The 19,536-nt window shown below is 63.3% G+C and carries 17 protein-coding genes and 1 pseudogene; 5 read left to right on the top strand and 13 right to left on the bottom strand.

The features are described 5' to 3' along the window. Positions 1 to 8 precede the first annotated feature (8 nt). From QCBJ_RS05150 to QCBJ_RS30305, 4 genes and pseudogenes are all read right to left on the bottom strand, one after another. A complete protein-coding gene (locus QCBJ_RS05150) occupies positions 9 to 965 on the bottom strand; it encodes a lysylphosphatidylglycerol synthase domain-containing protein (RefSeq protein ID WP_015886123.1) in 957 nt (318 codons plus the stop codon). After that, positions 955 to 2,217, bottom strand: coding sequence for a cardiolipin synthase ClsB (gene clsB / locus QCBJ_RS05145; RefSeq protein ID WP_102060259.1), 1,263 nt, complete (start codon positions 2,215 to 2,217; stop codon positions 955 to 957). Before clsB ends, QCBJ_RS05150 begins: the two co-directional genes overlap by 11 nt. Beyond that, entirely contained in the window at positions 2,214 to 2,993 is a 780-nt protein-coding gene (locus QCBJ_RS05140) for an endonuclease/exonuclease/phosphatase family protein (protein WP_046035687.1), read from the bottom strand. The genes clsB and QCBJ_RS05140 overlap by 4 nt, the downstream gene beginning before the upstream one ends. Before the next feature lie 132 nt (positions 2,994 to 3,125). After that, positions 3,126 to 3,340 (bottom strand): annotated as a pseudogene (locus QCBJ_RS30305) (hypothetical protein); the annotation flags it as partial. 185 nt (positions 3,341 to 3,525) lie between these two features. On the opposite strand from QCBJ_RS30305, the gene QCBJ_RS05130 reads away from it, so the two are divergent. Continuing rightward, entirely contained in the window at positions 3,526 to 5,631 is a 2,106-nt protein-coding gene (locus tag QCBJ_RS05130) for a mechanosensitive ion channel family protein (protein WP_102060258.1), read from the top strand. 113 nt (positions 5,632 to 5,744) lie between these two features. On the opposite strand, the gene QCBJ_RS05125 is transcribed toward QCBJ_RS05130, so the two are convergent. Beyond that, positions 5,745 to 10,004 (bottom strand): DEAD/DEAH box helicase, encoded by a 4,260-nt coding sequence (locus tag QCBJ_RS05125; RefSeq protein ID WP_102060257.1) that lies wholly within the window; start codon positions 10,002 to 10,004, stop codon positions 5,745 to 5,747. A 141-nt stretch (positions 10,005 to 10,145) separates the two neighbouring features. Between QCBJ_RS05125 and QCBJ_RS05120 the strand changes: the two genes are divergently transcribed. Continuing rightward, positions 10,146 to 11,030 carry a sugar nucleotide-binding protein gene (locus QCBJ_RS05120; protein WP_015886118.1) on the top strand — a complete coding sequence of 295 codons (885 nt, stop codon included), beginning with the start codon at positions 10,146 to 10,148 and terminating at the stop codon, positions 11,028 to 11,030. Between the two features lie 154 nt (positions 11,031 to 11,184). Here the strand turns inward: QCBJ_RS05120 and QCBJ_RS05115 are convergent, their stop codons facing one another. From QCBJ_RS05115 to QCBJ_RS05095, 5 genes are all read right to left on the bottom strand, one after another. After that, positions 11,185 to 11,883, bottom strand: a complete 699-nt coding sequence (locus QCBJ_RS05115) for an OmpW family protein (protein WP_015886117.1) — start codon at positions 11,881 to 11,883, stop codon at positions 11,185 to 11,187. 94 nt (positions 11,884 to 11,977) lie between these two features. Beyond that, positions 11,978 to 12,499, bottom strand: a complete 522-nt coding sequence (locus QCBJ_RS05110) for a DUF3299 domain-containing protein (protein WP_015886116.1) — start codon at positions 12,497 to 12,499, stop codon at positions 11,978 to 11,980. A gap of 11 nt (positions 12,500 to 12,510) precedes the next feature. Further along, positions 12,511 to 13,776 carry an ABC transporter permease gene (locus QCBJ_RS05105; RefSeq protein ID WP_102060256.1) on the bottom strand — a complete coding sequence of 422 codons (1,266 nt, stop codon included), beginning with the start codon at positions 13,774 to 13,776 and terminating at the stop codon, positions 12,511 to 12,513. A 1-nt stretch (position 13,777) separates the two neighbouring features. Continuing rightward, a complete protein-coding gene (locus QCBJ_RS05100) occupies positions 13,778 to 14,488 on the bottom strand; it encodes an ABC transporter ATP-binding protein (RefSeq protein ID WP_102060255.1) in 711 nt (236 codons plus the stop codon). 6 nt (positions 14,489 to 14,494) lie between these two features. Next, positions 14,495 to 15,085, bottom strand: a complete 591-nt coding sequence (locus QCBJ_RS05095) for a DUF2796 domain-containing protein (RefSeq protein WP_102060254.1) — start codon at positions 15,083 to 15,085, stop codon at positions 14,495 to 14,497. Between the two features lie 130 nt (positions 15,086 to 15,215). Between QCBJ_RS05095 and QCBJ_RS05090 the strand changes: the two genes are divergently transcribed. Continuing rightward, positions 15,216 to 15,563 carry a hypothetical protein gene (locus QCBJ_RS05090; RefSeq protein ID WP_015886112.1) on the top strand — a complete coding sequence of 116 codons (348 nt, stop codon included), beginning with the start codon at positions 15,216 to 15,218 and terminating at the stop codon, positions 15,561 to 15,563. On the opposite strand, the gene trxA is transcribed toward QCBJ_RS05090, so the two are convergent. The 3 genes from trxA to QCBJ_RS05075 form a co-directional block, all read right to left on the bottom strand. Beyond that, a complete protein-coding gene (gene trxA, locus QCBJ_RS05085; protein WP_015886111.1) occupies positions 15,560 to 16,432 on the bottom strand; it encodes a thioredoxin in 873 nt (290 codons plus the stop codon). The two genes, QCBJ_RS05090 and trxA, sit on opposite strands and share 4 nt — an antisense overlap. Before the next feature lie 240 nt (positions 16,433 to 16,672). Beyond that, positions 16,673 to 17,329, bottom strand: a complete 657-nt coding sequence (locus tag QCBJ_RS05080) for a methyltransferase (protein ID WP_102060253.1) — start codon at positions 17,327 to 17,329, stop codon at positions 16,673 to 16,675. Further along, on the bottom strand, positions 17,326 to 17,781 hold the full coding sequence (locus QCBJ_RS05075; RefSeq protein ID WP_015886109.1) for a YbaY family lipoprotein: 456 nt from the start codon (positions 17,779 to 17,781) through the stop codon (positions 17,326 to 17,328). Before QCBJ_RS05075 ends, QCBJ_RS05080 begins: the two co-directional genes overlap by 4 nt. 140 nt (positions 17,782 to 17,921) lie before the next feature. Here QCBJ_RS05075 and nrdR point away from each other — a divergent pair, with 140 nt between their 5' ends. Next, on the top strand, positions 17,922 to 18,392 hold the full coding sequence (nrdR, locus tag QCBJ_RS05070; protein ID WP_015886108.1) for a transcriptional regulator NrdR: 471 nt from the start codon (positions 17,922 to 17,924) through the stop codon (positions 18,390 to 18,392). After that, positions 18,389 to 19,525: a bifunctional diaminohydroxyphosphoribosylaminopyrimidine deaminase/5-amino-6-(5-phosphoribosylamino)uracil reductase RibD gene (ribD, locus tag QCBJ_RS05065; RefSeq protein WP_043205972.1), complete on the top strand. Its 1,137-nt coding sequence runs from the start codon at positions 18,389 to 18,391 to the stop codon at positions 19,523 to 19,525. The genes nrdR and ribD overlap by 4 nt, the downstream gene beginning before the upstream one ends. The last annotated feature ends 11 nt before the right edge of the window (positions 19,526 to 19,536 follow it).

Genomic DNA, 19,536 nt, shown 5'->3' with positions numbered 1-19,536 from the left:
ACATTCTTTCAAGCCGGTGTTTTCTTCACCCGCAATGCCTTGGCCTTGGCTTCCACGCCGAGGTACATCACCAGCGCAATCAGCAGCGGCACAATAAAGTAGATCGCCCGATAAGCGATCAACCCCGCCAGCAAACTGCCCCGCGACGCCTCGTGTTGCAACAGCGCAATAAACACTGCCTCCAGCACCCCAAGCCCGGCCGGTATGTGGGTGAGCACCCCGGCAATCGCGCTGATCAGCAACACGCCCAGCACCAGTGGATAGTCCAGCTTGGCCGGCAGCAGGGTGAAAATCACCGCAGCCATCAGCGACCAGTTCAGCGCGCCCAACATCAATTGCAAACACGCCATGCGCAGCGACGGCAGGTTGATTTCCATGCCGCGAATCGTCCACGCACGCTTTTTCGAATACTGGCAGGCCGCCAGATACCCGAGGCTGACCAGCACTAACACCGCACCAATGCCTTGCAATGCAAGGGTACTGACCTTCCACCCCGGCGGCATCGTGACTAGGCCGCTGCTGAAAATCACCCCGGCTATCGCCATGTAGCCAAACCAGTTGGTGGCCAGGCTCAGGCCCAGGATCTTGGCGATATTGCTGTTGCTCACGCCCAGCCGTGAATACAGCCGATAGCGCATCGCGATGCCCCCGACCCACGCACTCAGGTTGAGGTTGAACGCATAGCTGATGATGCCCACCGGCAGGATCTGCTTCCACACCAGGGGCTGGCGAATATAGGTGCGGCCGATCAGGTCGAAACTGGCGTACACCAGAAAACTGCATAACGTCAGCGTGCCTGCGATCACCAGCGTGCGCAGTTTGAAATCGCCCAAGGTCTGCACCACTTCGCTCCAGTCGATACGCCGGGCGAGCATGGTGAACAGTACGATCAGCAGCAGGAAGAAGGCGATGGTCAGCGGTTTCTTCCAGCGCTTGAACCGCGAGCCTTTGGTTTCAGACGTCATGGGACGGGCTCTCGAAAGGTTTCAAACGGGGCTTGTGCGCCGGCAACCAACCCGTCAGCGCGGGAAAGTGGCGCATCACATGGAACACCAGGAACCCCACGGTCAATCGCCAGAGCCACAGGCGCGGCTTACGGTTTTCCGGCATCGTCTGGCAATGATTTTTTGCCAGGGTTTCCAGGCGTTCATACAGCTGCTGATTGAACGCACGGTCGCGGATCAGCACGTTGGCTTCCAGGTTCAGTGACAGGCTCAACGGGTCCAGGTTGCTCGAGCCGACGGTGCTCCATTCGTCATCCACCAAGGCGACTTTGCCATGCAGCGGGCGCTGGCAATATTCGTGAATCACCACGCCATCCTTGAGCAGATAGTCGTAGAGCATGCGCGCCGCCAGCTTGGCCAGCAGCACATCGGGCTGGCCCTGCATGATCAGTTGCACCTGCACGCCACGGCGCGCTGCATTGCGGATCTCGCGCAGCAAGCGGTAGCCGGGGAAGAAGTAAGCGTTGGCGATTACCACGCGATGTTGTGCCTTGCTCAACGCATACACATACGCTTCTTCGATGTCGTCGCGGTGCTGCAGGTTGTCGCGGTAGATCAAGCGCACCTGGCCGTCGCTCTTGTCGGTGGACCACAACGCCCGTCGCTGCTGGCGCCGCCGCCAACCGCGCCGCGTACGTACCTGGCGACCGCTTTGGGCAAGGGCGAAATGATGCACGTCCGCCACCGCCGGGCCGGTCACCCGAACCGCATAGTCCTGCTTGGCCTCAGGCCCATAGTCACCCAAGTGATCGGCGGAAAAATTGATCCCGCCGATGAACGCCACCTCGGCGTCCACCACCACAATCTTGCGGTGCAGGCGGCGGAACCAATTGGTACGAATGCCGAGGGTTTTCGGCGCAGGGTCGAACATCTGCACCGCCACGCCCGCCTCGGCCAGCTCACTGAGAAACACCGGGCTCAACTCGCCGCAGCCAAAACCGTCGAGGCTGACCACCACGTTCACGCCGCGCTGCGCCGCCTCGATGAGAATGCCCTGCAGCTCATGGCCGACCTTGTCTTCGAAGAGAATGAAGGTCTCCAGCAGGATCTCCCGCCGCGCCGCGCGCAGTGCCTCGAACACCTTGGGAAAGTACGCCTCGCCATTCTCGAGCAACTCAACCTGGTTGCCGCTCTGCCAGCCGTAATCCAGGTCACGGGCCTTGGCTTCATCCGGCGGCTGGTCAGTGGAAATATGTTCTACGGCAACGTTCATAGTTCGATCTCCACCGACAGCGGCACATGGTCGGACAAATGCGACCAAGGCCGTGAGGTCAGCACCCGAGGGTTATGCACTTTCACATTGCGCACATAGATGCGGTCCAGTGGCAGCAAGGGCAGGCGCGCCGGGAAGGTGCGCGGGAGTTTGCCGTGGGTCTCGATGAAGACTTCCCGCAGTCCGCTTTGACTGAGGTCGGCCTTCTGGCGCCAGTCGTTGAAGTCGCCCGCGACTACCAGGGGTGCATCGGCCGGGATCTCGCTGATGCGCTGCTCCAGCAAGCGCAACTGTTGCTGGCGATGCACCTCACGCAGGCCCAGGTGGATGCAGATCGCGTGCACTTCCTGCCCGGTGCCCGGCAAGCGCAGCACGCAATGCAGCAGCCCACGGTTTTCATGCCCGCTTTGGGAGATATCGAGGTTGTCGTAGTGCACGATCTGGAATTTCGACAGCAGGGCATTGCCGTGGTCGCCGTGGGGGTAGACCGCATTGCGCCCGTAGGCGAACTGCGGCCAGATGCTGTCGGCAAGGAACTCATACTGAGGCATGTTCGGCCAGTCGCTGAAGCGCTGGGGGTGACGCTCATGAGTGCCGTGAATTTCCTGCAGGAACACCATGTCGGCGCCCACACTGCGCACCGCCTCACGCAGCTCGGGCAGGATGAAGCGTCGATTGAGGGCGGTGAAACCCTTGTGGATATTGACCGTCAGCACCGTGAAGCGACTGATGGCGACGCTGGGGGTTACGGGCACCCAGTCAGGGATCGCAGCCATAATTGCTCCTGTGAAAAAGTGGGGGCCTGGCCCCCGTTTATGGCTGACTATGATTTTTGGCTGAAAGTTTCCACCTTCCTACAGACGGCATAGAACCCATGTGGGAGGGGGCTTGCTCCCGATAGCAGTCGATCAGTCGACACCTGCATCAACTGCCCCACCGCTATCGGGAGCAAGCCCCCTCCCACATTGGATGTGTATGGCTGCTGATTCAGTGCCGGCGACTATCCGCGTCGAACGCTCTGCGTATACCGGCCCCAACCGATCCAGGCCGTGTGGATGAGCCCCATATGCGTCACGATCAACCCGCCGCCGCAGGCGCCACCGGCGATCCCCAGGTTAAAGGCAATGGGCATGGCTGCAACTCCGGTGGGTTTCAATCAGGAGCGCAGTGTCGAGTGTTGGCTGTTGCGGAAAAAGCCAGGGATTGGCATTTGATAGTTGCCTGCAAGTCAAAGATGCCGCAAACGGGGAACGATCAAGGCTCAAACCCGTCAGTTCCTTACAGACCCTTCTGAAGGAGCCCGGTGTTTTGCTGAATCTAAAGACTGCATTACTGCTCGGCGCGCTGCTGTTTTGTCCCACTGCCGCACTGCAAGCCGCGGCCACCGCGCCGGAACCTGAAGCGCCGGCCAAGCCGGAATTGCTGGTCGAGGGCGGCCTGCTCGGCGCGATCAGCTCCAGCATCGATGATGTGCAAGAGAAGCTCGACCTCAACCAGAACCTGATCGACGCCTGGCGCCTGCGGGCCGACCGTGCGGCGGATGAAGTCGGGCGGCTGGTCGACCAGACGTCCGAGCGTTCGCCATGGAGCATCGCGGGGAACTTCCTGCTGTTGTCGGGGGTGTGGATCGGCGCCTTTACCCTGCTGACGCTGCTGGGGCGTTTTATCGTCCAACGCATGAGCCGGCGCCCATTTGTCGCCCGGCGCGGGCGCCTGCAAGCGGTGCTTGGGTATGTGCTGCCCTACACGATTCCCGCGCTGATCTGCCTGCCCCTGACGCTGTACGTCAGCCACTTTTTACCCACATCGATAGGGCGTGCGCTGGCGTTGTGTTTTGCCTACGCCACCAGCAGCGGTATTTTTTCCACGTCGATGCTGTTGTGCGTGATTGTGATGTTCAATGTCGGCCACAAGCGCCCGGCGGTGCAGATCATCCGCAGCTACTGCCCCACGCCGTTGTTCCTGATCGGCTTTCTCGCCGCCCTCAGCGACGCGCTGACCAGCCCGCAAATCGCCCGTCAGTTCGGCGGCAATATCACCAGCAGCATCGCGGTGTTTACCGGCCTGTTCGCCGCCGTGATCTTCGGCGTGCTGGTGGTGCGCCTGCGTCGACCGGTGGCCCACCTGATCCGCAATCGACCGTTGACTCAACGCCTTAAACACCCCGCGTTGCAGCAATCACTGCGGGTGTTTTCCGGGTTGTGGTACTGGCCGATCCTGTTGATGGTGCTGGTCTCGGCGATCAACTTGATCGGGGCCGGCGACGATAACCAGAAGGCCCTGCGTTGTGCGTTGTTCACCACCATTTTGCTGATTGGTACGGTGTTCCTGAGCACCGTGCTGCAACACCTGTTTAAATCCCGCAGCCAGGTCGCGATCCAGCGCAGCAGCGCCTACAAGGAACGCTTCCTCAGCTTGTTGCATGCGATCCTGCGTATCGTCATGGCCATCGCCTTTATCGAGATTCTTGGACGAATCTGGGGCGTGTCGCTGTTCGAATTTGCCCAGCGTAACTCGGTGGGCCGGGCGATCAGCGACTCCCTCAGCAGCATCGGCCTGATCCTGCTGATGACCTGGCTGTTCTGGGTGGTACTCGACACGGCGATCCAGGAAGCGCTCAAGCCACCGGTCAATAAACGCTCCAGCCGCCAGCCCAGCACGCGGGTCAAAACCATCCTGCCGCTGCTGCGCAATGCGGTGAAAATCATCCTGGTGGTGATCTGCGCGATCACCACCATGGCCAACCTCGGGATCAACGTCGCGCCGCTGCTGGCGGGGGCCGGGGTGGTCGGCCTGGCCATCGGCTTTGGGTCGCAGCAACTGGTGCAGGATGTGATCACCGGCCTGTTCATCATCATCGAAGACACCCTGTCCATCGGCGACTGGGTGGTGCTTGACTCCGGCCACGCCGGCACCGTCGAAGGCCTGACCATCCGCACCCTGCGCCTGCGCGACGGCAAGGGCTTTGTGCACTCGGTGCCGTTCGGGCAGATCAAGGCGGTCACCAACCAATCGCGGCAATTTGCCTATGCGTTCTTCTCAGTGCAGTTCACCTACGACACCGACGTGGACAAGGCAGTGGAGCTGATTCGCGAAGCGGGGCAGTCGATCCGTGATGACGTGTTTCTCAAGTACAACCTGCAAGGGCCGCTGGAGGTGTTCGGCGTCGACAAGATGGACCTCAATGGCGTGGTGCTTACCGCGCAGTTCCGCACGGTGTCGGGCGGGCAGTATGCAGTGAGTCGCGCGTTCAATCAGCGCCTCAAAAAGCTTGTGGATAACTGTGATGAGGTGCACTTCGCGCAGACTTATCCACAGCAGGTGCTGTTGCCTAAACGTGCGGCGCAGGTGGATGAGCCGGATGAGGAGGTGCCTGCATCGGTGGTGTTGACGGAGCAGCCCAGGCCTCAATGAGTTGTGTTGACGCTTAAGGCCTCATCGCAGGCAAGCCAGCTCCCACACGTGGAATGCATTCCCAGGTGGGAGCCGGGCTTGCCCGCGATGAGGCAGGCAGGGTCAATACAGGCTCAATGCCTGATCAACTTCTCCTGCACCACCTGCTGATCCACCTCCAGCAACACCTGCTGCTTGCCCGCCACCATGACCGCCGCGGGCAACCCATCCCGGTACACAATGCGATTGCCACTCACCGCCGGCACCTTGGTGCCCGGTAACAGCGTGCCCACCAGGTTCAACGGGTCCGCGCCACACACCGCAATCAAACTCCCATCATGGGGTCGACGCCGCACTTCACGCAGCAACGGAATCGCCTCCGGCAACGCAAACTGTTCCCCCGCCAAACCACTGACAAACCGCCCACCCCGAATCTCCCCGCGCGCCTCCAGCCGATGGAAAGTGCGCAGCAACTCGCGCCAGCTCGGCAGCCACTCCGCCTCGCGCTCCAGCAAGCGCCAGAACACCACGCCATAGCGGCGCAGCAAGGTCATCGCCACATGCTCCAGGGTCTCGGCGGAAGGCGGACCTGCGGCAGTCGACGGGCGTCGGATCAGCGCCCAACGCCCCGCATCGTCCATACCGCCGATAAACGCGCCGCGCCCGCGCCGACTGCTGCGCGCCTGGCGTTTGCTCGCGGGGGTGGTCAGCGCACGCAACCCGGCAAAGCTGTCGGCGTTCACCAAACCGGCACCCACCAGTTCCTGCAAAGCGGTTTCCAGTTCGCTGCGCAGTAAGTGGGCTTCATGCACCAGTTCATCAAAAAACAGCGCGCCGTGGTCGCGCAGGGCTTGATGCACCTTCTGCGCCTTGGGCGACAGCGTGGTGGCGTCGGTGGGTTCGGTCAGTCCGCTCCACAGTCCCACTTGGTTGCGTGGCAGCAATACCACCGGAGTGCTGCGCAATGCCATGGCGCTGGTCTTGTTGCTCAAGCGCGTCCACACCAGTTTGCCGCTGCGGCATAATTCATCGAGCCAAGTCGAGGAGTAATCCTTGAGCCGCGCACTGAGCAAGTCGCTGTCCCAGGCGGAAGTGGCGGCGGCGTAACCTTCGAACTGCCCGACGATCTGCGGCAACATCGCGCTGCCCTGGCCACGGGTGCCGTCGGACAAATGCTGCCAATCGAACAGAAAACGCATGAAGTCCTGCAGCGCCACCGGCTCGATTTCCCGGCGTAGGCGCTTAACCGTGTAACGATGAATGCGCGCCAGCAGATGGCGTTCGCACCATTGCTCCTGGGTGGCGCCGGGGCTGAAATGCCCGCGCAGCACGTAGCCTGCCTGCTCCAGGCGGGCCAGTGCCTGGGTGACATCCGCCACCGGCAAGGCCAGGGGCGCGGCGATCTCGATCAGGCTCAGCGGGCCAAACCCACCGAGGCGCGCGCGCAGCACTTCCGTGACGGCCTCCTCAACGGTCCAGGGCTCATCGAAGCCGGGCAGCAACGGCACGTTGCCGGGGTAGATCGTCTGCACACAACTCAGGCGTTCGACGGCGACCCACAGGCGGGTGTGTAAGTGAGTGTGCAGTTGATAGGCGCGGCCACTCTGGGCCAATGCGTGCAGCCAAGTCGCCCATTGCGGCGTGACTTCGTTACCGGCGATGCACGCCAGGCTCATCAACGCCTCATGCATTTCGTCCGGCCCGTTGGGCGCCGGCCAGGCTTCTTCGCGCACGCCGGCGATGGCATCCGCATCCAGTGCGCCGAGGTCGTCGGTGCTCTGCGGGTCGCTCCAGCGCCGGTTGAGCACGGCCTGGGTGCGGCGCTCTTCCAGGGGGGCATCGTCGAGAAAGGTGTAGGGGCGGGCGCTGAGGATTTCTGCGGCCATGGGCGAGGGCGCGGGCAGGTCGCGGCTGATCAGGCGCACCTCGCCGCGTTCCATGCGCCGCAACAGCGCCAGCCAACCCTCGCTGTCCATGGCTTCGTGCAGGCAGTCGTCGAGCGTTTGCTCGACCAGCGGGTGTTCAGGCACCTCGCGCTCGCCGGCGAGGTTTTCCAGGCAAGCGATCTGGTCGGGGAAGACGCTGGCGATCAGGTCTTCGCTTTTCATGCGCTGAATCTGCGGCGCCACTTTGCGCCCCCCGGTATAGCGCGGCAACGCCAGCGCCACCCCCGCATTCCAGCGCCAGCGCACGCCGAACAGCGGCGCATCCAGCACCGCTTGTATCAGGATATGCTCGGCGCTCTGGCTATTGAGGTAACGCCACACCTCGTCCAGCTCGAAACTGTGGCCGGTGGACAGCGACAGCACGATTGCGTTTTCGCTGGCCGCCGCCTGCAATTCAAAATTGAACGTGCGGCAAAAACGCTTGCGCAGGGCCAGGCCCCAGGCGCGGTTGACGCGGCTGCCGAATGGCGTGTGGATGATCAGTTGGGTGCCGCCGGACGCGTCGAAAAAACGCTCCATGATCAACGTGTCCTGGGACGGCAACGCACTCAGGGCCAGGCGAGCGCGGGCCAGGTAATCGAGGATCTGCTCGGCGCTGGCGCGGTTCAGGCCGAGGGTGGCGGTAAGCCAATCCTGTGCGGCGTGCAGGTCACCCGGCGTGGCGCTGAGCAGCGCGTCCATCTGACCTTGGAGGCGCGCCACCGCCGCTGACAATTCGTGGCTGCGCCCCGGCGCCTCACCGAGCCAGAAGGGGATGGTCGGCGGTTGGCCATGGGCGTCCTCGACGCGCACTTTGCCGGCTTCGACCCGCAAGATGCGATACGAGGTGTTGCCCAGCTGGAAGATATCCCCGGCGATGCTTTCCACCGCGAAGTCTTCGTTGACGCTGCCGATGTTCAGGCTCTGGGGTTCGAGCAACACGCTGTAGTCGGCGTTGTCGGGGATGGTGCCGCCACTGGTGACGGCGGTCAGCTTGGCGCCCCGTCGACCGCGCAGGGTGCGAGTCAGGGCGTCGCGGTGCAGGTAGGCGCTGCGGATGCCCTGGCGACCGTTGTAACCGTCGGAGAGCATTTGCAGCAGTGCCTGGTAGTGGCGCTCATCCAGCGTGGCGTAGGGCGCGGCGCGGTGGATGAGCGCCAGCAAGGCCTGCTCGGACCATTCCTGGGCGCTGACCTCGGCGATGATCTGCTGGGCCAGTACATCCAGAGGCGCCACGGGAATCTGTAGCGTGTCGAGTTCGCCCCGGCGCACGCAGTCGAGCAGGGCGGCGCATTCAATCAGGTCGTCGCGGGTGGTGGCGAACAGTCGTCCCTTGGGCGTGCCACCCACCTGGTGGCCGGAGCGGCCGACTCTTTGCAGAAAGCCGTTGATGGAGCCGGGCGAGCCAATCTGGCAAACCAGATCGACATCGCCGATATCAATCCCCAACTCCAGGGACGCGGTGGCGATCAGCACCTGCAGCTCGCCGCCCTTGAGGCGCTGTTCGGCGTCCAGGCGCATTTCCTTGGCCAGGCTGCCGTGGTGGGCGGCCACGGCGGTTTTGCCCAGGCGCTCGCTCAAATGCCGCGCCAGGCGCTCGGCCAGGCGCCGGGTGTTGACGAAAATCAGCGTGGTGCGGTGTTCGCGGGCCAACTCGGCGAGGCGGTCGTAGACCCGTTCCCACACATCGTTGGCCATCACCGCAGAGAGCGGCACGGGCGGCACCTCGATATCCAGGTCGCGCGGGCGGGCGTGGCCGATATCCACAATCGCGCACGCCCGGCCGCTGCCGACGAGGAACCGCGACACCGCGTCGATGGGCTTTTGCGTGGCCGACAAGCCGATGCGCATCAGTGGCTCGGCGCACAAGCCTTGCAGGCGTTCCAGGCTCAAGGCCAGGTGGCTGCCACGTTTGCCGGCGGCGATGGCGTGGATTTCATCGATGATCACCGTGCGCGTGCTGGCGAGCATCTGTCGGCCGGAGTCCGAGCCCAGCAGCACGTAGAGCGATTCCGGGGTGGTCACCAGGATATGCGGCGGGCGCTTGCGCATCAGTGCGCGGTCTTTTTGCGGGGTGTCACCGGTGCGCACGGCGGTGCGGATGGCCAGCGGCGGCAGGCCCAGGTTCCGCAGGTGCTCAGTGATCCCGGCCAGCGGGTTTTGCAGGTTGATCTGGATGTCGTTGGACAGCGCCTTGAGTGGCGACACATAGACCACCAGGGTTTCATCCGGCAGTTCACCGCCGTTGGCCAGGCCTTGGTGGACCAAGTCATCCAGCACCGCCAGGAACGCTGTGAGCGTCTTGCCGGAGCCGGTGGGCGCGGCGATCAGTGTTGATTGGCGCTGTCGGATCAGCGGCCATGCCTGGGCCTGGGCGCCTGTCACCGAGGGGAAGGTGCTGCGGAACCAGGTGCTGACGGCGGGGTGGAAGCCGGTCAATGCGGTGTCGGTGGATTCAGGAAGGTTCATGGAGTGATTGATAGCCCCTGCTCCAACAAGTTGCAATCGCGCACTTTATCCGTGACGGTTGCGCTACAAACCCGCAAAATGCAACGATTCTGACAAATACCTGAAAACCTTCGTTCCACACAGACCGGGCCTGCTCAATCTATGCGAATGCGCCTTATGTTACTGGGCGGCGGGAATGCCCTCGGGCAGGCGCTGATTCGCCTCGGTGCAGAGGAAGACATCGGTTTCCTCGCCCCCAAACCGCCCAAAGACGGCTGGGATGCCGCGAGCCTTACCCAACTGCTCGACGACACCCGTCCCGATGCGTTGATCAACCTCGCCTACTATTTCGACTGGTTCCAGGCCGAGGTGGTCAGCGAAACCCGTTTGGCCGCCCAGGAATTCGCCATCGAGCGCCTGGCCGAACTGTGCCAGCACCACAACATCACCTTGCTGCAACCGTCCAGCTACCGCGTGTTCGATGGCTCCCGCGCCACCGCCTACAGCGAAAAAGACGAGCCGGTGCCCCTGGGCCTGCGCGGCCAGGCGTTGTGGCGAATCGAACAGAGTGTGCGCGCCACCTGCCCACAACATGTGCTGTTGCGTTTCGGCTGGCTGCTGGATGACAGCGTCGACGGCACCCTCGGGCGCTTCCTGGCGCGGGCCGAGAAGCCGGATGAATTGCTGATGGCGGACGACCGTCGCGGCAACCCGACGCCGGTGGATGACGCGGCGCGGGTGATCATCTCGGTGCTCAAGCAACTCGATTGCGCGGCGCCGTTGTGGGGCACGTACCACTACGCCGGGCATGAGGCGACCACACCGTTGGCGCTGGGCCAGGCGATTTTGACTGAAGCACGTACCTTCCACCCGCTGGCGATCGAATCCCCCACCGCCCAGGCCCATGCGGCCCGGCCGGATGCGGCGGATGAGCCGCAACACGCGGTGCTGGCTTGCAAGAAAATCCTTCACACCTTCGGCATCAAGCCACGGGCGTGGCGGGCGGGGCTGCCGGCGTTGCTGGACCGGTTCTACCGTCACAGCTGATCCCGCACACAAACCTAATGTGGGCACGAGCCAAATGTGGGAGGGGGCTTGTCCCCGATAGCGGTGGTTCAGTCAAATATGTGTTGGCTGACACACTGCAATCGGGGGCAAGCCCCCTCCCACATTGAGTTTTGTGTTACTGGTCAGGTTGGTGTCAGAATTTGTAGCCGATACCCACCATGTAGACCATCGGGTCCACGTCCACATTGACCTTGGCGCGCGTGCCCTGGCCCAGGGCATTGTTGTCCACCGTCGCTTTGGTGCTGATGTCGATGTAGCGCGCCTGGGCGTTGATCATCCACTTGTCGTTGATCATGTAGTCGGCACCGATCTGCGCCGCCCAGCCCCAGGAGTTTTCGGCCTTGAAGTTGCTGAAGCCTGCGTCCGATGCGCGGCTGCCGACGTGTTCGTCATAGATCCAGGTGTAGTTGATACCCGCGCCCACGTACGGCTGGAAAGCCGACTTGTTGTCCAGTGGGTAGTACACGACGCTCAGGGTCGGCGGCAGGTGTTTCAGGGTGCCGAGTTTGCCGTTCGCGGCGCCAAGGGCGGTGTTCTTGATCTTCACGTCATGCTCGAACGGTGTGGCCGCCAGCAGTTCGATACCGACGTGGTTGGTCAGCATGTAGGCGAAGTTCAAGCCCAACTGAGTGTCGCTGCTCATGGTCGCCTTGCCGCCCAGATTGGCGCCGGCCAATGGGCCCTGGTCAACCTTGACGCTGCTGCTGTCTGCCTTCGGGTTCACGGTGATTGCACCGGCGCGAATCAGAATGTCGCCCGCTTCGTGAGCGTGTGCAACAGGGGCAGCGAGGGCGAGCGCGAAGAGGGACGCGCCGAGCAGAGACTTGTTCATGGGAGCTCCAAAGGACGTTTAAAAGTTGTACGTCCAATGGTAAAGATCGTTCCGTTCGGTCTTTTGACTCAGCTCAATGAAAGGGCGATCAGCGCTATTCCGGCAGCTCGTACATGTAAATTTTCTCGGCATCCATCTGGTAACCGGCATCGGCGAGTTCGCTGGTGGACGGTTTGACTTGCATCGCGCCTTCGATCCAGTACGGCTGGTAGAGCTCATCGAGCTTCACGCCGATTTCGCTTTTGACATGCACGATCTGGTTCGACGGTGGCGGCGGCACATGGATGCACGCGCCGAAATACGGCACCAGCAGAAACTCGGTGGTACGGCCTTCTTCGCTGACTTCCAGCGGCACGATATAACCCGGTAAACGGATGTGCTGACCGTCGAGGCTCTGCACCACCGGCGCGTTGGGCAAATCCTGTTTGGCGGCCGGCGCCGCCTCGACGGACAACGCATCGGCCATGTTCGACAGGTCGTGCAGCGGTTTCATATTGGGAATTTCCGGCGGCGCGTCCGGCGGGATCATTTCCTGCCAGGACAAGTCCTTGGGCTGATCTTCCGCCCAGGCGGGCAGGGCAATCAGCAGAAACAGGGCAAGCAGGGCGCGACGCATCAAAGCCTTCCTCATAAACGTATGGACAGGCCATCGGCCAGGGATTGTCGATAGGCGCGCCACGCGGGCACGCTGCCCATCAACAGCGCTGCCGCCAGGATACCGGCGAGCAACGTCCATTCATATTCGCTGGGCCACGACATCGGCAAGTCCAGGCCGTAGTTGGCCTGCAGGTACCCGCGCGACGCGGCTATGCACACGTACAGCAAACCCACGCCCGCGATCACGCCAGACAGCGCCAGGGCGAAGGCTTCGAAGATCAGCAGCGTCGCGATATGCCACGGGCGTGCGCCCACCGAACGCAGGATCGCCATCTCGCGGCGGCGTTCGTTGAGGCTGGTGAGGATCGCCGTGAGCATGCCGATCAGGCCGGTGAGCACCACGAACAGCGAGATCACGAACAGGGCTTTTTCGGCGGTGCCCATCATGCTCCACAACTCTTGCAGTGCCACGCCGGGCAGGATCGCCAGCATCGGTTCGCCGCGGAATTCGTTGATCTCCCGTTGCAGGGCGAAGGTGGAAATCTTGTTGTTCAGGCCGAGCATGAACGCGGTGATGGCCTGCGGCGTAAGGTCCATGTTGCGTGCCTGGTCGGCGCTGATACGGCCTTTGCCCTGCGCGGGCACGCCGTTGTGCCAGTCGATATGGATCGCTTCCATGCCGCCAAGGCTGATGTGCAACGTGCGGTCCACCGGCGTGCCGGTGCGCTTGAGAATGCCGACCACGGTGAACGGTTTGTCGTCGTGCTTGACCAGGCTGACCACCGCCACGCCGTGGGCGAGCACCAGTTTGTCGCCGAGTTTGTAATGCAACGCGTCGGCGACTTCGGCACCGAGCACCACTTCGAACGGGTCGGTCGCGAAGGCGCGGCCGCTGGCCAGTTCGAGGTTTTGCTTGCGGCCGTATTGGTAGTGTTCGAAGTAGGACGCGTTGGTGCCCATCACGCGGTAGCCGCGATGGGAGTCGCCGAGGGACATCGGGATCGCCCACTTCACCTGGGGGCTGGCGGCAAAGTGTTCGAAGCTGTCCCAACGGATGTTGTTGGTGGCGTTGCCGATGCGGAACACCGAGTACAGCAGCAGGTTGACCGAGCCCGAGCGGGCGCCGACGATCAGGTCGGTGCCGCTGATGGTGCTGGCGAAACTGTTGCGCGCCTCAACGCGCACGCGCTCCACCGCGAGCAACAAGCAGACTGAAAGCGCGATGGCGAAAGCAGTGAGGATCGCGGTAAAGCGGCGATTAGCCAGGCTGGCCATGGCTAGACGGAACAGATACATCTCAAACCTCTGCGGGCGTGGCGGCGCGATTGAGTTCGGCCAGCGACAGGTTGCGGTCGAACAGCGAAGCCAGGCTCTGGTCATGGCTGACAAACAACAGGCTGGCGCCCGCTTCGCGGCATTCGGCGAACAGCAGTTGCAGGAAGGCTTCGCGGGCGTCGTAGTCCAGGGCCGAGGTAGGCTCGTCGGCGATCACCAGTTCCGGCTGGCCGATCAACGCACGGGCGGCGGCCACCCGTTGTTGCTGGCCGATGGACAGCGAGTCGGCACGCCTTTCGAGCAGGTCTTTGTCTTTCAAACCCAGGTGCGCGAGCAACGCAGCGACGGCCTGGTCGACACTGCCGTGGCGCTGTTTTGCTCGTTGCGCGCGCAGCGTGGAAAAGTGGCACGGCAATTCGACGTTCTCGCGCACCGACAGGAACGGCAGCAGGTTGAACTGCTGGAAGATGTAGCCGGTGTGGTCGACGCGGAAACGGTCGCGGGCACCGGCCGAGAGCTCAGTCAGCTCCTGGCCGAGCAGGCGGATGCTGCCTCGGCTGGGTTTCTGCACGCCGCCGAGCAGGCCCAGCAGTGTGGTTTTGCCACTGCCGCTCGGGCCTTTGAGAAACAGGGTTTCCCCCGCTTCCAGGCGGAACGCGGGGATGTCCAGCAACTGTGGGTGCCCAGGCCAGTTGAAGCCCAGGTCAGACAGTTCGATCAATGCGTGGGTCATGGGGACTCAGAACTTCAGGGTGGCTGCGGTGGCCGTCGCTTCAACACCTTGCTGGCCGCTCGGGCCGATCAGTTGTACCTGAATTTTCTGGGTGGCGGGGAAGGTCTTGAACACCTGGGTCAGGTCAAGAGTGCTCAGGGCCGCCGGTGTGGCACAGTTGAACTGGTAGTGGGCGTGGATTTCGCTGTGGTCGTGAGGGTGTTCGTGGGCGCCGTCTTTGGCGTCGTCATCATCGTCGTCATGGTCGGCTTCGGGTTTATCGCCGAACAGCGGGCTGTTGAGCTCCTGGGTGCTGACCACGCAACCGGCAGCCTTAGGCAGGTTGAACAGGGCGACGGGGTTCTCCAGTTGCTTGCGCGCGGCGGCGACCTTGGCTTTGTCCGCCGGGGTGGTGGCCAGGTGTTCGAAACCCACCAGGTTCATTGCCGGGCTGTCCAACTCAAGCTCCAGGGCCTGGCCGTCGAGCACTGCGTTGAGGCGGCCGACGCCATGCTCGTGGGCGCCGAGGCTGCCGTGTTCATGGTCGTGGTCGTCATGAGCATGGGCAACCGCCAATGGCAGCAGGGCAAACGGCAAAGCAAGCAACAAACGGCGCATGAGAAGACTCCAGAACATGAAAGTTTTGTTATGTGATCTTATAACAATTGGCCGAGAGTTTGACCGCCCGCTTGGCGTTGCGCAAGCCGCATGGGAGCATGCTTGTCGGAAAAATGCAGGAGTAAGGACGATGTTGCGAATTCGTGGAACGGTCGGCGACCTGCCGGTGGACTTGACCCTGGAACTGGATGACGGCGATTGGGCACGGCTGGGCGCGCACTTGCAGGCTACGCCCGTCGCCAGCCCGGCCGCCGCGCCCGTGGCTCCGGTCAAACACAATGATGAGCTGTGGCAGGGCGCCCAGGCGCTGTTGCGCAAGGCCGGACAGCTCAGTGGCCTGGAGTTGCTTGACCAGTTGGAAGGCCTGGCCGGCGACGCCTCGGCGGGCAAGCGCCTGTTGGTACGCCTGCGCCACAGCGCCCAGGTGAAGGTTGCCAGCGGCGGGGATACGCCGCTGTACAGCTGGGTCGGCGATTAGTACAGCGCGGCGAACAACTTGCGGCGGTACACGGTCACCAGCGGGTGGTCGTTGCCCAGCAGTTCGAACACCTGCAGCAAGGTCTTGTGCGGCAGGCCTTCGCTGTAGCTGCGGTTGCGGATAAACAGCTTGAGCAAACCTTCCAGCGCCGCGTCGTACTGTTGGCGCGCCAGTTGCTGGATCGCCAACTGATAGGCCGCTTCGTCGTCCTGCGGGTTTTGCGCCAGGCGGCTTTTCAAGTCGGCGGCGTCCGGCAGGTCGGCAGCCTGGCGCAGGAAGGTGATCTGCGCCTTGGCCCCGGCGAGGGCGGCTTTGTGATCGTCGCTCTTCACCGCGTCCAGCACGGTCTGGGCTTCACCCAATTCACCGCGTTCGGCCAGGCAGCGGGCGTACAGGATCAACGCCGCGGCGTTAGTGTTGTCTTCGCCCAGCAGCGTCACCAGCACGGCTTCAGCATCGCTGATGCGACCTTCGGCAAACAGTGCCTGGGCCTGCTCCAACGGATCCGCCGCCGCCGGTGGCGGCATCTGCACATGCGGCTCGAGCATCGCCCGCACCGCCGACTCCGGCTGCGCTCCGGCGAACCCATCCACCGGCTGGCCATCCTTGAACAGCACCACCGTCGGCAGGCTCTGAATGCCAAACCGCGCAACGATGTCCTGCTCGGCCTCGCAATCGACCTTGGCCAGCAGCAACTCGCCCTGATAACTCTCGGCAACCTTCGCCAGCATCGGCATCAACGCCTTGCATGGCGCGCACCACTCGGCCCAGAAATCCACCAGCACGGGTTTTTCGAAGGAGTTCTGGATCACGGCCTGGTCGAAATTGGCGGTGGTGACGTCGAAGATATACGGCGTGGGTTCACTCATGGGGCGTCTCGAATAAAGCGGGAATGAGGCAACTATAAGGGCTGGCGCTGGCTACCGGAAGCGGCTTGGAGTTCAAACGCGTGATGCCTGCCACTGTAGTGAGCGGGCTTGCCCCGCGCTGGGTGGCGAAGCCGCCCCAATCCGGTCACCGCAACCTTCCAGACAGAATTTAGTCGCCTGTTTTGGGGCGGCTCCGCCACCCGGCGCGGGGCAAGCCCGCTCACTACAGGAGGGATGCTTTCAAGAGCGCCGCGAGTGGTAAAGACTCACCTTGCGAAACTCCCAAGGCTCGGCCAGGTCCGGCAATGTCAGCGCATCAAGGATCTCCAGCCGCTGGTAATCCGGGTGCTGGAAGTCCCTCACGCGCGAATCCGCCACCAACGCTTCGCGGCCTCGGGTGAGGAACTGGTCCAGCAGCGGCAGGTTCGCCCGGTCGTAGAGCACATCGGCGACCAAGATCAGGTCGAAGCGGTCGGCTTCGGCGAAAAAATCGGCGGAGTAGCCCAGTTCTACACCGTTAAGCTCGGCATTCGCCCGGCATGACGCCAAGGCCAGTGGGTCCAGGTCGCAGGCCACCACTTCCCGTGCGCCAGCCTTGACCGCTGCAATCGCGGCCACGCCGGAACCCGCGCCGAAGTCCAGCACGCGCTTGCCCGCGACCCACGTAGGGTTCGCCGCCAGGTAGCGCGCCAGCGCCAGGCCGCTGGCCCAGCAAAAACTCCAGTAGGGCGGTTCATGCAGGATGCGGCGGGTTTCTTCGGGGCTGAAGGCGCGGTCCATGTTGTCGGCATCCAGCAGCCACAACGACAGCTCGGTGCCCGGCAACGGGCAGGGCACCAGCTGTGCGTCGCCGATCAGTTCGCTCAGCGCCGCTTGCAGGTCCAACGGTGGCGTCATGGTGCCTTGACGAGTTGCAGGGGGCCGGTGCTCTGGGTGATCGCCTGGGTGATGCGCACGGCGGGCAGGTGCAGGATCAGCTGGCCGGACTGGCTGGCGCGGCCGCGCAGTTCAACCCGCGCACCGGCGGGGAAGGCTTCGGGGTTGTAGCGCAGGCGGAAGGCCAGGGGCTGGCCATTGCCGGTCAGCACACTGCTGGCCAGCAGTTGTTGCGGACGCGAACGGTCGTCGATCACCAGCAACGCCATCTCGACTTCAGCGCCGGCCGGCACGTTGGTCAGGCTGCCGCTGATTTCACGCTGGTAGGCGGGCAGGGGACCGGTGTCTTCAATGCCGGGGACTTTTTTCTCTTGCGCCGGTGCCGGTTGAGGGGCGGCAGGCTTGGGGGCTTCGCTGCTGCAGGCGACCAGGACACTGAACAGGGTGAGCAAAACAAGTGGTCGTAACTGCATGTACGGCTCCAGAAAGGACAAAATCCGTGGCTTGAAAAATATGAAACATAATAGCCAGCCTATATACCGTAAAGGCTATGGCTTGTCTTGCCACGGGGATGCGCTACCATGGCCCTCCCTTTATTTGTTGCCTGCCCACCATGCACTGTCCCTTCTGCGGTGCCAACGACACCAAGGTCATTGACTCGCGTCTGGTCGCCGAGGGCGATCAAGTGCGTCGCCGGCGCGAATGCCTGGCCTCTGGCTGCGGTGAACGTTTCACCACCTTCGAAACCGCCGAACTGGTGTTGCCACGGCTGATCAAGTCCGACGGCAGCCGCCAACCCTTCGACGAAGAAAAACTGCGCGCCGGTATGCAGCGCGCCCTGGAAAAACGCCCGGTGAGTGTCGAGCGGCTGGAGGCGGCGCTGGTGCATATCAAGCACAAGCTGCGTGCGACCGGCGAGCGCGAGGTCAAGAGCCTGGTGGTTGGAGAACTGGTAATGGGCGAGCTGCAAAAGCTCGACGAAGTTGCCTATATCCGTTTCGCCTCGGTGTATCGACGCTTCCAGGACCTCAATGAGTTCCGCGAAGAGATCGACCGCCTGGCCCGTGAGCCTGCCAAAGAATGAATTCACCCTCTGCCGAACAAGCTGTGCTCGACGCCCATTACATGGCCCGCGCCCTCGAACTGGCGCGCAAGGGTCTGTACACCACCCACCCCAACCCTCGGGTGGGCTGCGTGATTGTGCGCGATGGGCAGGTCGTCGGCGAAGGCTGGCACGTGCGCACCGGCGAGCCCCATGCCGAAGTTCATGCCCTGCGCGCTGCCGGTGACAAGGCGCGCGGCGCCACCGCCTATGTGACCCTCGAACCTTGCAGCCACTATGGGCACACCCCGCCGTGCGCCGATGCGCTGGTGAGTGCCGGGTTGGCGCGGGTGGTCGCGGCGATGCAGGACCCTAACCCGGAAGTCGCCGGGCGCGGCATGCAGCGCCTGGCCCAGGCCGGGATCGACGTGCGCAGCGGTGTGTTGGAAAGTGAAGCGCGGGCCCTCAACAGAGGGTTCCTCAAGCGCATGGAGCAGGGCCTGCCGTTTGTGCGGGTCAAGCTGGCGATGAGCCTGGACGGCCGCACCGCGATGGCCAGCGGCGAAAGCCAATGGATCACCGGCCCCGCCGCCCGCGCTGCCGTACAGCGCCTGCGCGCCGAGGCCAGCGTGGTGCTGACCGGCGCCGATACGGTGCTGGCCGACGGTGCGCGCCTGACCGTGCGCGCCGCCGAACTCGGCCTGGATGACGCCACCACCGCCCTGGCCATGTCGCGCCCGCCATTGCGCGTGCTGATCGACGGCCGCCTGCGAGTGCCGCTCAACGCGCCGTTCTTCAAGGCCGGCCCGGCGTTGGTCATCACCTGCGTGACCGCCGAAAATCAGTTCCCCCGTGGCCCTGAGTGCCTGGTGGTGCCGGGTGTCGAAGGCCAGGTCGACTTGCGCTCGGCACTGGTCGCGCTGGCTGCGCGTGGCGTCAACGACGTGCTGGTGGAAGCCGGTCCAAGCCTGGCGGGTGCGTTTGCCCAACAAGGCCTGGTAGACGAATACGTGATATTCGTCGCAGGCAAGTTCCTCGGCTCCGCCGCCCGGCCTTTGCTGGATTGGCCGCTTGATAAACTGGCCGACGCCCCCCAACTCAAGATCACTGAAATGCGCGCTGTAGGCGACGACTGGCGGGTCACTGCCATCCCTGTGCCAGCAGCGAGCGTATAATTCCCGGCCTG

Origin of the sequence: Pseudomonas sp. QC2, from assembly GCF_002859085.1 — a bacterium.
GTDB classification, from domain to species: Bacteria; Pseudomonadota; Gammaproteobacteria; order Pseudomonadales; family Pseudomonadaceae; genus Aquipseudomonas; species Aquipseudomonas petroselini.
Note: the sequence above shows the minus strand (reverse complement) of the source record. Positions and strands in the feature narration are given on the sequence as shown.